General features: G+C 32.5%; 9 protein-coding genes. All 9 read right to left on the bottom strand.

All coding sequences use genetic code 11. The annotated features are described in order from the left end of the window. Positions 1–128: 128 nt before the first annotated feature. The gene (locus DIU01_RS05815; RefSeq protein WP_290832403.1) at positions 129–2024 is read right to left on the bottom strand and encodes a hypothetical protein; all 1896 of its coding nucleotides are present in this window, start codon (positions 2022–2024) and stop codon (positions 129–131) included. A gap of 69 nt (positions 2025–2093) precedes the next feature. Further along, positions 2094–5204, bottom strand: coding sequence for a type I restriction endonuclease subunit R (locus DIU01_RS05810; RefSeq protein ID WP_290832401.1), 3111 nt, complete (start codon positions 5202–5204; stop codon positions 2094–2096). 4 nt (positions 5205–5208) lie between these two features. Further along, complete coding sequence (locus DIU01_RS05805; protein WP_290832399.1) at positions 5209–6186, bottom strand: virulence RhuM family protein; 978 nt, start codon at positions 6184–6186, stop codon at positions 5209–5211. A 5-nt stretch (positions 6187–6191) separates the two neighbouring features. After that, the gene (locus tag DIU01_RS05800; protein ID WP_290832398.1) at positions 6192–7418 is read right to left on the bottom strand and encodes a restriction endonuclease subunit S; all 1227 of its coding nucleotides are present in this window, start codon (positions 7416–7418) and stop codon (positions 6192–6194) included. Then, entirely contained in the window at positions 7415–8962 is a 1548-nt protein-coding gene (locus tag DIU01_RS05795; protein WP_290832397.1) for a type I restriction-modification system subunit M, read from the bottom strand. The genes DIU01_RS05800 and DIU01_RS05795 overlap by 4 nt, the downstream gene beginning before the upstream one ends. Before the next feature lie 158 nt (positions 8963–9120). After that, positions 9121–10368 (bottom strand): type II toxin-antitoxin system HipA family toxin, encoded by a 1248-nt coding sequence (locus DIU01_RS05790; protein WP_290832395.1) that lies wholly within the window; start codon positions 10366–10368, stop codon positions 9121–9123. A gap of 114 nt (positions 10369–10482) precedes the next feature. Continuing rightward, positions 10483–10773, bottom strand: coding sequence for a helix-turn-helix transcriptional regulator (locus tag DIU01_RS05785; protein WP_290832394.1), 291 nt, complete (start codon positions 10771–10773; stop codon positions 10483–10485). 268 nt (positions 10774–11041) lie between these two features. Next, complete coding sequence (locus DIU01_RS05780) at positions 11042–11662, bottom strand: hypothetical protein (RefSeq protein ID WP_290832392.1); 621 nt, start codon at positions 11660–11662, stop codon at positions 11042–11044. A 59-nt stretch (positions 11663–11721) separates the two neighbouring features. After that, positions 11722–12345, bottom strand: a complete 624-nt coding sequence (locus DIU01_RS05775) for an ATPase (RefSeq protein ID WP_290832390.1) — start codon at positions 12343–12345, stop codon at positions 11722–11724. Positions 12346–12406: the final 61 nt, after the last annotated feature.

Raw genomic sequence — 12406 nt, 5'->3', positions numbered from 1 at the left:
TTTTCGATGGCTTCATTTAAATTTAAATTTTCAAAAGTTGTTTTTACATTTTGTAAATGCTTTCCAGAACCAATTTGAAAATTTTCTACGTGATTTTTTAGTATCATTAATTTAACCTAATAATTTCATTATATATTTCTTTTTAATTTGGCAACTCTATTTATTTTTGTTAGATAATGAATATTCGATTTATCATGGTCTTCATTAAATGCACTTTCTAGTTTTTCTGAAAGTTTAGTTATTTTATCTATCCCTTTTGCTCCATTTTTTAGCATACTATAGGCAGTGCCTAAAAAGCCTAATCCTGTTGCAGCACCTATTGAGTCGACAATAATATTTGTTCCAAGGTCTATTGCATCAGGTATAATTTTTTTTGGATTTATATTTTTAACAACTTCATTATTATAATAATTAATTTTTGCCTGTCGATCCTCAATAGAAAGTGGTGCTAATGATTCAATGAGATTTTTGCTTCCTGGGAAAATTTTATTTTTTGCTAATTCTGATTCGAGCTCTGTAATTGTTATAAAGCCATTTACTTCAATTATGTCAATTGGATTTATTGGGATTACACCACTTTTGAAGCTTTCATGATCGTCAACAAATGTTGCTATATTTGTTTTATTTGCATTTTTATAAAAATTTAATAAATCACCCATCGCATTTGCATAATATTGATCGGAATATCCTTCTTCAGTGTGGTAAGGAAAATAAGTAGCATTTAGTGCATTAGCTAAATGTATAGACTCTGAATTTACAGTAAATTCAAAAGTTAAGTCTTTATTAACAGCATTGCTAATCCATGGTTCAATGACATTATTTACTCCATAAGCAGCTGTGCTAAATCCACCATTTGTTAAAAGATATTCAAACGATTTGCGACGAGCTTTTATTGGCCAAACCATAAGATCATAATAAAATTTCATATCTACTTTCATTATGTCAGCAATAATTTGGCAAAATGGTTTTAATTCTTGAAATATAGTTGCTTCATTTAAAAGATAATTATTTGACATTTCGACAATATCAATTTGATGCAGTGCTGCTATAGCTCTCCTAGTAATAACAGCATTAGGATTTGTATTAAAAGCATCTTTAATAAAACTTATATCATATCGAAATTCAGGTTGAGTAAGAACTAATTTTACTCTTCCTCTTTTAATTAAATCAAGAAACTCATTTTTAGAAATTTTCGATTCCTTAAGCCATTCTACAATATTGCGGTCATATGGTAATGTTATATATACAGTTTCAAATAAAAATAAATGATTTCTTAAATCAATATTTTTAAATGCACTATAATCAACGTAACAAGAATATTCATTTGGATTAAAAAAATAAAGATTCTCTTTTTTAAATGAGCCTTCAAAAATATTATCAATTTTATCAAACCATAATGCTTCATCTCGTTTAGAGAATTCATTATTATATTGATTTCTTAATTTTGTAGCTTCAATTGTTTGTATTGGGTTTTCAGTCATGAATTTTGAAAGATCATTGACTTCATCAGATTCTTTGTCTATTATTTCAAATTTGATTGGCATTTTCAAGCCTTCCAAAAAATCTTCAAGCAATTTTCTATCACCTGTATTCAAGAAATGATGGAATTTACCATTAGGAATTTCTTCAATATAACTTTTTGTAAAAATAGTAACAGTCCTGTTTTGAGACTGTTCAATTTTCAGAAAATTGATTTTTGGAAATTTTGCCAGTAAAACATTTGAAATCATATTTAGTGTCATGCCTATTCCTTCAAAGCCTTTTGATATTTCGCTATCTTGAATTTGTGGAATAGTTTCAATATAATTGTTCGGATGTTCTTGTGTCAAAGTAACAGGAGCAGAGATCATTTTGATTGAATAGTCAAAATCTTTCTGAAATTGTTCAAAATCTTCATCAAAACCTTCACAATAAATTTTAAAAGAATTAGCCTCTATTCGATAGATTATAGTGAGTAAATCAGGGTATTCTGTACGAAGGTACAAATCAGTTCGTCTAACCATTCCGGAGGCATCCATTTCCATATAAAAAAAATTAGAATTAATTATGATTTTTAAAGATTCGTTCTATTTCAAACACACTTTTGAATTATTCTACAATTGCCCTCCAACACCTTTAAACTTCTCTACAAATGCAGCAATTTTTTGAAAAACATTTTGTTTTTTTGTTAAGTATTGGGGATTTAAAGGGCTCATTTTAGGCAAAATGGTATTTAGTTCTGTTCCGTTTTCATTGGCAAACTCACGCTTCAAGGATGCTGTAATATATCTTTTTGCTGCTTCTTCATTTAAGTTTTCCTCTGTAATTAATTCTGAAACCTCTTTTTTCTGTTTATCTTGGGCATAATTGAAAAATGAATCTATAACATTCGCTTTATCTTGAATGGTTTCGAGGTCTGTTTCATTTATAAAATCTACTACTAAACTTTCTTTTGCTCTGTTGCCTATACTTGCACGAATCACTCTACGGATTTCCTCTATCAAGGTGGCTTTATCTTTATTCTTTTTATTATGATTAAAAATCAATTCAAGAATATAATCAAGGTTTATTTCTTGAGATTTTAGTAAGTCTATTTCAAATACTACGTCGTCCCAGTCGATTGTAGATTCTTCTGATTCTTTGCCACTTTTTTCACGTCTTAACCAATCACGTATATCATTATAAGTTGAGCGATAATCTTGAACCATTCTTTCTGGTAGCAAGTTGATTTCTTGCATTATTGCGATGTCTTTGTCTGTTACAAAGTGCGTTTCTTTGAATACTTCAAGAGCTTCAGTATCATTTACATCTATTGTTTTAAGTGCTTTTAGATTGGTAAACTCATCGTAATTCTGCAGAATGTTTTCTACTCGTAAATATTCTCCAAATAGTTTTGAGAACTCTTTTTTATCTTTTTCAGTTACAATTTCATCGGGATTTGGGAACTTTTCATTTAAGTCTTTTACAACATCCTTGAAACCTCGGCGTGCTTGCCCAGATGCTATATCTATAAAGCCTTCTAAATATTCTTTATAGCTCTTTTCGAGTACTACATTTTTAGTATTCTTATCTCCAAATAATGTTATAGCATCAATAGTTGCTGTTTCTAAATCTCTAAAAGTGATAATGTTTCCAAAGGTTTTTGTTGCATCATATATACGGTTTGTACGAGAAAAAGCTTGCATTAAACCATGATACCGTAGGTTCTTATCGACAAATAAGGTATTCAATGTTGGTGCATCAAAACCAGTAAGGAACATACCCACCACAATGATTAGGTCAATTTCTTTACTCTTTACACGTTTTGCAAGGTCACGGTAATAGTTTTGGAACTCTTTACTTTCGACTCCAAAACTAGTTTTGAACATTGCATTATAGTCATTTATTGCTGCCGTTAAAAATTCTTTGGCACTGCTATCCATAGCCGATGGCTCAAAGTTTTCATCTACAATTTCACCAATAGCGCTTTGCTCTTCATTAGCAGCATAAGAGAATATGGTTGCAATTTTTAATGGCTTTTCACTGTCTTTTTGAAGGCGGTTTAATTCTTCGTAGTAACATTTAGCTGCATCAACACTACTCACAGCAAACATGGCGTTAAAACCTTTATAGCCTCCCTGATTTCTATGGGTTTTTAATCTGTAATTCTTTAGAATGTATTGAGCAATTTCTTTGATACGACCAGGATGCAAAAATGCTTTTTTGTTTTCAGCTGCACTTAATTTTTTCTCATCTTGTTCTGCTTCGATACTCTTAAAATGAGGACGAACATCATTGTAATCTACTTTGAATTTTAGTACTTTTTCATCTCTGATTGCATCGGTTATTACATAAGAGTGTAATTCACGACCAAACACACTTGCTGTTGTTTCTGCACCCAAAGCATTTTCTGGAAAGATTGGCGTACCCGTGAAACCAAATTGATAGAATTTTTTGAACTTTTTATTTAGGTTCTTTTGTGCTTCTCCAAATTGAGAGCGATGTGCTTCATCAAAAATAAAAACTACTTGTTTTTGATAAATGGCTAAATCACTCTCTGTTTTCATTAAGTTATTCAGCTTTTGAATGGTTGTGACAATAATCTTATTGTCTTCTTTTTCAATGTTTCGTTTTAAACCTGCAGTACTATCGGAACCGTTTACACTATCAGGAGAAAAGCGTTGGTATTCTTTCATAGTTTGAAAGTCTAAATCTTTACGATCTACCACAAAGAACACTTTGTCAATAAAATCCAATTGTGTTGCTAATCGAGCTGCTTTAAAACTGGTTAATGTTTTCCCTGAACCTGTAGTATGCCAAATATAACCACCACTTTCTACTTTAGACCAATTTTTAGCTTGAAATGAACTTGAGATTTTCCATAACATTCTTTCTGTTGCTGCAATTTGATAAGGTCTCATGATAAGCAACGTATCACTTGTATCAAAAACCGAATAGGTGAGCAATACATGCAATAAAGTGTGTTTTTGAAAAAAGGTTGTCGTAAAATCTTTAAGGTCTTTAATCAATGTATTATCGGCTTTTGCCCAGTTCATGGTAAAGTCAAAGCTGTTTTTATTGCGCTCAACCGTATTTGCAAAATATCGGCTGTCTGTTCCGTTGGAGATTACAAAAATCTGTAAGTATTTGAAAAGAGAATTGTTTCCGTTGAGGCTTTCCTTCGTATAGCGATGCACTTGGTTAAATGCCTCACGAATTGCTACACCACGTTTTTTTAGCTCTACTTGTACCAAAGGCAAGCCATTGACTAAAATAGTAACATCATACCGATTGGCATGCGTTCCTTTTTGTTCAAATTGTTTAATTACTTGTACTTTGTTACGTGCAATATTGATTTTATCTACTAGGTAAATGTTTTGGATGTGACCATCATCAAAAACAAAATCGTAGATGTAATTTTCATGAATTTTTCTTGTTTTTTCAACGAGGTTATCACTTGGTTTATCCAAATATTCCTCTACAAAACGAGCCCATTCGCTATCTGAAAATTCCATATTGTTTAGCGCTTGCAATTGTACTCGTGCATTAGCTAACATAGCTTCAATAGAAGTTAGATTAGGATTTTCAAAACCTTGATTAATCAAATCTTGGATAAACTCTTTCTCAAGAGCTGCTTCCGTTTGATAAACCGCAGGTGGCTCATTTACCTCTGAATACTTGGTGTATTTATCTAAAACAATGAAATTGTTTGATTCTGCTATGGTTTTATACTGTGGAGAACTCATATCGCTATTTTTTTAATTTCTTGGCAGTAGTATCTATTTGTTTTATAAAATCTTTTTCGGCATTTGAAAGCTCATTTTTGGTTTGCTCTTTGTATTTACCATATTCTAGATGTGCTTTATCTAATGCTTTTTGATGGCTAATCGTTCCTGAATGGGTCAAAATTTCACTTCCAGTCATGTTTATAAAGTCGTCTAAACGGTTTATCCAATCTTTCATATACATTGGTTTTCTGTTAAGGGCTTGCAATTCTGCTAATTCTAAATAAGCCGTTACCATTCGGTTGAGTATATCTAATTCTTTTTCGTTTAAATAGTTTTTAGCTACCTCAATTTCTTTTTTTGTTGGTTTTTCTCCTTTAAAATTGGTTAACCCTAAATTAGGTTTAGTAGCATCAATGCGTTTATAAATAGTTTCGGCTGCTGTTTCTCCGTGTGCTGCCCAATGCATTTTGTTTTGTACCGTTTTAAAAAACAGCAATGAAACCTCAGCTTTTCCATCATAGTCTATACTTGTGGCATAAATATCGAGTACTTTTCGCCAAAACACTTTTTCAGAGGAGCGAATATCCCTAATTCTTGCTAATAACTCATCAAAATAGTTGCCACCGCCTGCTTCTTTCAATAGATCGTCATTCATTGTAAATCCTTTTACAATGTATTCTCTTAATCGTTGTGTTGCCCAAATACGAAATTGTGTGCCACGGTGCGACTTTACTCTATATCCAACAGAAATGATAACATCAAGACTGTAAAACTTTACCGGTTTGTCTGAGCTACTAATGTGCAAAATTTGCACATTGCTTTTTTCTTCTAATTCGCCCTCATTGAAAATATTACCAATATGTTTGGTTATTACGCTTCTATCTCTTTGAAACAGTTCTGCCATTTGCTCTTGATTGAGCCAAACGGTTTCGTTTTCTAAACGAGTTTGGATTTTAGTTGTACCGTCTTCTGTTTGGTAAATGATAATTTCACTTTGCATAACTACTATTCTTCTAAATTTTCCTTTGGAAATGTTAGTAACAAATCTCTGTAATACTCATATTGTTTTTTTCTTAACTCTATTTCTTTTGGTAAACCTTCGCTTATTGAGTTGGTTAAAATGTCAAATTTGTCTAGAATTGCAACTATACGTTCTTGTTCTTCTTTGGAAGGAACTGGAATGATTGCTTTACCCAAACCCTTTGCATTAATAGCAGAGATTTTACCGGAAGAAATGTGTTTTTTAATTTGATCATGGAATTGTTTTGTTCGTGTAAAATATGCCACAAACTTTGGGTTTAATGTTGTTTTATATGAAAAACATGCATCGTGAACAACTACGCCTTCGTCGCCTAACCAAGCCGTTCCCATTCCGATATCTTCGATTGTTTCACCTGCTGCTACTATCACTACATCACCTTTATTGGCAACTCGTAGATTTTTATTTTTAACTAGTTCTTTACTCAAAAAGGATTTTGTTTTATCTGTCCAAGTTCCATAATGTGTGTACATTTCGCCATAATGAATAACAGGAACTCCTTCGGAAATCAAATCAGTTTTTACAAAGCGTTTACCTCTTTGAAACACTCCAATACTTTCATCATCCATTGGTAAATGTTGTACTTTATTTTTATCTAATAAGTACAACTTCTCTCTATAATAACTATATTGCATTTTACGTGCTGTAAGCTCTGCTGTAAGCTCTGCTGTAAGCTCTGCTGTAAGCTCTGTAAAAGAATCGAGAATTGCAACTATTTTTTGTTGAATTTTGACGGATGGGATGGGAATTATTACACTTTGTATTTGGTCTTTACGCAAATTTGTTTGGCTAGCGCCATCATCAAATTTCAGTAATTGAGGTGTGCGATTTAAAAAGTAGTTTAGAAACTTTGGAAATAAGATATTACTGTCCTTAACCCTAATCGCACCAATTCGCTGATTCAAAGTATATTTGTCATTTTCTTCTACTAAAAATGTTTTAGCAAGAGCTTTTCCATTAGGTAAATCACTCATAACTATTAATATGTCTTCGCAAAACAATGGACAAATTTGTTCATCTGAAAATTTAGCTACTTTACCATTTGTCGAAATAAACTTTGAGTTAACGACAATATATTTACCATCTTCTGTAATACCCTTCTCGTGACCTTTACCGTTAGTAAAATCAGTTACCTCCCCTAAAGTTTTCCACTCAACACCAACTCCGTCTAATAATTTTTCTAAATAATTCATGCTTCAATCTCGTTTATAATTTCATCAATATCCGCACGTAGTTTATTTATTTTTATTACTGTTTTAGTTACTTCTTTGTTTAATTCAACTATGTTAGTTTTTACACGGTTGTCTTTAGGTTCGACATAAGAATTTACCGATAGATTATAATCGTTTTTAGCAATTTTAGTATTGTCGATAGATTTCGCAACATGCTCTACCTCAACTTTACTATCAAATAATTCCATTATTTTATCAATATGTGTATCGGTCATCATATTGTTATTGGTAACCTTCTTAAAGAAATCTTCACCACTAGCGTCAATAAATTGTGTGGTAGTATCTGTCTTATGTTTTGAAAGTACCAAAATTGTTACTGCTATAGAAGTTCCGTAAAACAAATTGGGTGCCACAGAGATGATGGTTTCTACAAAATTGTTATCCACTAAGTATTTTCTAATTTTTTGTTCGGCTCCACCACGATAAAAAATACCTGGAAAACAAACTAAGGCAGCTCTTCCTTTACTTGAAAGATAACTCAGTGCATGCAATACAAATGCAAAATCTGCTTTTGATTTAGGAGCAAGCACTCCAGCAGGAGCAAAGCGGTCATCATTTATAAGTGTTGGGTCTTCATCTCCAATCCACTTTACTGAATAAGGCGGATTAGATACAATAGCATCAAAAGGTTTGTCGTCAATAAAATGAGGATGATGCAACGTATCTCCTAAAGCTATATTAAACTTATCGTAGTTGATGTTGTGTAAAAACATGTTCATACGCGCCAAGTTATACGTAGTATGATTTATTTCTTGACCAAAAAAACCTTCTTCAATGATGTGGTCATCAAAGTGTTTTTTGGCTTGCAGCAATAAAGAACCTGAACCCGCCGCAGGGTCATAAATTTTATTGACTTTTTCTTGTTTGTGCATTGCCAATTGTGCAATAAGCTTAGAAACGTGCACTGGTGTAAAAAACTCACCACCAGATTTCCCTGCATTGGCAGCATAGTTACCAATTAGGTATTCATAGGCATCTCCAAAAAGTTCTATTTCACTATCTTCAAAGTTTCCGAAATTTAGTTCTTCAACACCTTTTAAAACGGCTGCCAATCTTGAATTTTTGTTTTCAACAGTATTTCCCAATCGAGTGCTAGTTGTGTCAAAATCGGCAAATAATCCCTTTATATCTTCTTCTGAAGGATATCCATTTGCAGAACTTTCTATAGCATTAAAAATGGCTTTTAAGTCTGTATTGAGATTTGGATTGGTAGTAGCCGTTTTAACAACGTTTACAAAAAGTTGACTAGGGTAGATGAAATATCCTTTTGTTTTTACTGCATCATCTATTATTTCTGATGTAATTTTATCATCTGGGTAATTAGCATAATTGACACTTTCATCACCACCCTCAATATGGTTTGTAAAATTTTCACTTATAAATCGATAGAAAAGCGCTCCTAAAACAAAATGTTTAAAATCCCATCCATCTACCGAACCACGTACCTCGTTGGCTATTTTCCATATTTTGGCTTGTAATTCTGCTCTTTGTGCTGTGCTTGTCATTGTTTTTCTTTTTTGTAAAACTTCAAAATTTTAATTAGTTTTTTTTAATTGGTAAAAATCAGGTAGCTATTTTTTTGATTACTGATTGGTTTTTGCTTTCGAAATTAGTAAATAACACTAAAAGAATCTAAAATATGACCTTATCTTTTATTTATTAGTTATTTTATAAATGCCTTTTCCATCAATTCTTGTTCACTTCTAGGTATTCCTATCTCTTTAGCTGTAGTTTTCCAATGGCTTATACTTTTTAGTACCTCATTTATTATACTATTCATTTGATCGTCGTTTAGTCTAAAAAAATCGCCTACACTTTTTGCTACTTCCAAATCTAAAGCATTATTATCCATATCGATGTTTAATGCTAAACCGTCTTTATCAATTGATGGGTTGAGGTCATAGGCAGGAGATAAAATCCAACCATCTTTGGTGAGAATAAAACCATGGTTTCGCAAATGGTCGTCTGTGTTGGATATAGCAATATTGAAGATTATTCTTCTCCATAGCTGGTGAAGGTTTTCTTCAATGTTTGTACCATAATTGCTTATGAATTCTGCTAAATCTAAATAACTGGCTGGATTGTCACGAATGGTGTCTTCGTTGTTTGCAGTCATTGTCATGGCTGATGCAAAGTGAATTCTTTCTCCGTTTTCACGGTCGAAGCGTTTGGTAAAAAATGTATTGTATTTTCCTGAAATTTTATCCATTCTGCATGGTGCCATGGTAATCCCTGCATCGCAAGCTAATAGATAAGCTAAATATTCCCATGCTGCTTTGTCTGTGGTGTCGTTTTTGGAAGGAAATTTTGCAATCCAAAGTTCTTTATTTTCATCTAAAATATTGGCTTTTGGCCTTGCTCCACCTAATGATGAACCTGGTGCCATTAAAATTGCCAACCATTTTTTTACTTCATCATTATTTTCGTCATTTTCAAAACTATTGGCCGCATGTTGTAATTCACGAATTGACGACCATGGAGGAGTAGGAGCTTCGTTATTATTGTCTAGGAAAGGTCCATTAGGTTCTGTTTTGAATCGTAATGCTCCCATTCGGCTTTCATCATAAACGCCTAATAAATAATCTATATCATATAAAGTTGGCGCTTTTTCATTTTTCTCATTGGCTTGTTGTGCGTTTCTTCTTTTCATTAAAGTACGTCCCCAAGTATCGGGCATGCTGTCTAAGAATACTCCAAAATTTTCTTTGTTGTTTGGGAATTGAGTTCCTTTGTATAATTGAATATCTGGATCTAACAGGAACTTTTGTTCACTTTTTAACCAATCGTCACTATACTCAAAGCTAAAAGCTTTTTTTGCTTTTGCAAAGTGTGCTGAGAGCGTGCCAATTATTTTAGGTTCTGGCATTCCTTTCCAATGAGCGTAAACGTATATATCTATTTTTGTGGACATTCTGGATGGTTTGATTTTTAGACTTTTGGATGGTTGGATTATTCTCGATACAATTTTCGCTCCATTGCATTGCGCGAAAATCACTCGAACTGACGTATCAATTATATTTTATAGTTATTTTAGAAGTTCTAGGTCTTGTAATTTTCTACCTAATTCATCATCTGCAGCTAGTTTTAGAAAGTCATCTTGAAGACCTAATACTCTTAATACATTAAAATAAGCACCAATTGCTACACTTGGATTTCCTTTTTCTATTTGATATAAAGTAGTTCTAACAATATCTGCTCTTTCAGCTACTTGTATAGCTGTTAATTTTCTTCTTTTTCTAGCTAACTTTATATTTTCTCCCATCTGTTCTAATAGTATTAGATGCTTAGGAAATAGTGTTTGTTTTTTTCTACTCATTTTACTAATGTACATTACTATGAACAAAATTAGTTTTTTTGTTCATAATAACAAACATTTTTAGCTTTTTTTTTATTTGTACTGTTACCATCTATTTTATCTACTATTTCTTTATCTATATTTTTATTTGGATTTTTTGTCCCAAATTTGGTAAATAATTGGGACAAAATATCTGCTATTTCATTTGCGATTTACTACAGATTGTGTAGTGTTTTGAGAACAAAATATTAGTTAAGTTTTGGCAGTAAATTGAATTTATTGCCGAAACTTAATTGTCCATTTCAATGTCGATATAAGACTTTAAATTATACAATTCGATTTGGTTTTCATTATCTCCTTCAAATTGTCCAATCTCAATAAAAGCAATATCATTGGCAAAAGATTTTTCACCAATTAAATGCTCAATGTGAATGTAAACTGCTTCTCGAAGTCTTGGGTTGTCTTTGTGGATAATGTAGTTTTTGAGTAATACTTTTATTCCTAAATCGGTTGGTTTGTTTGGGTTTTCTAATGGGATGAAATACATTTCGCTTATTCTCAAAGTGATGCCGTAATATTCTAGTGGTTTGTCGGTGCCATTTTCATATTTGGTTAGTTTGGTTTCGGGTTGGAGGAATGCGGTTATTTTCCAACGATCTATAACTGGTGCATGATGGACTAGTAATTCTACTTCTTTGAAAAGATATGGGTTTCCGTTTGCGGTAATGATTAATTCTGCACCGTTTTTTTTGTTTTTAATGATGAGATCTAGGTCTTTGTTATATTGATGGAGTATTTCGATTAGTTTGTCGAAATGGATTTTTAGTTCGTCTTTTGGTATTTCGTTTAGGAGTAGGAAAACGAAGTTGTTTTGTTGGAAGTGGTTCCAGAAGTTGGTTATAGTTTCCATGTTGGTAGTTTTTTTAACCGCAAAGAGCACAAAGAAGGCACGAAGCTCGCAAAGCTTTGTTATCTCTTGTCTGGTGTTGATTTATCATAAGCTATCAAGTTTACCATCTCTCTTAATCTTGAGCGAACTCGATTGCCGTAATGTTTTTCTATTTCTGTGGCTGATAGGTTAGTGGTTATGTGTGTTTGGAGTTTTTTTGAAATGAATATATCATATCTGCTTAATAGAATTTCTGCCATTACGTTGCATTCGTTGCCGAAATATTTTAGGTTGTTTTCTGTTCCTAGATCGTCAAAGCAGTAGGTTTTTGTTTCGGATTGGCGTAGTTTTCCAATACTGTATTTATGGATTATTTGATATCCGTCTTGGATGAATTCCAAGCTTATATCTCTGCAAGGTTTTACTATAAATTTATTTTCGGTAGGAGTGAGGTATTTCATTAAGTTCATCAATGATGTTTTTCCGCAGCCGATTGGTCCGGTTAATAGAATTCCCTTGTTGCCGTTGATTCCGTATTGGAAACATGTTGGCTCGTCTTTTAGGAAATAAGCGATTAGTTTGTAAACTATTGGATAATCGGTTTCAAGGATTTTGAAATGATTGCCGTATAGTTCGATGCCTTTAGCTTCGAGCCAATTGATTACTTCGGTGTAGTTGTAATGTGATTTTATATTTTCATTCATTGGGTTGCTTTTTGTTCGCTAAAGCGAAGTTTTTGGAACACGGATGATACGGATGATACGG

The sequence above is a fragment of the Flavobacterium sp. genome, from assembly GCF_003525665.1.
GTDB lineage: Bacteria > Bacteroidota > Bacteroidia > Flavobacteriales > Flavobacteriaceae > Flavobacterium.
This window is presented reverse-complemented; position numbering and strand designations above follow the sequence as displayed.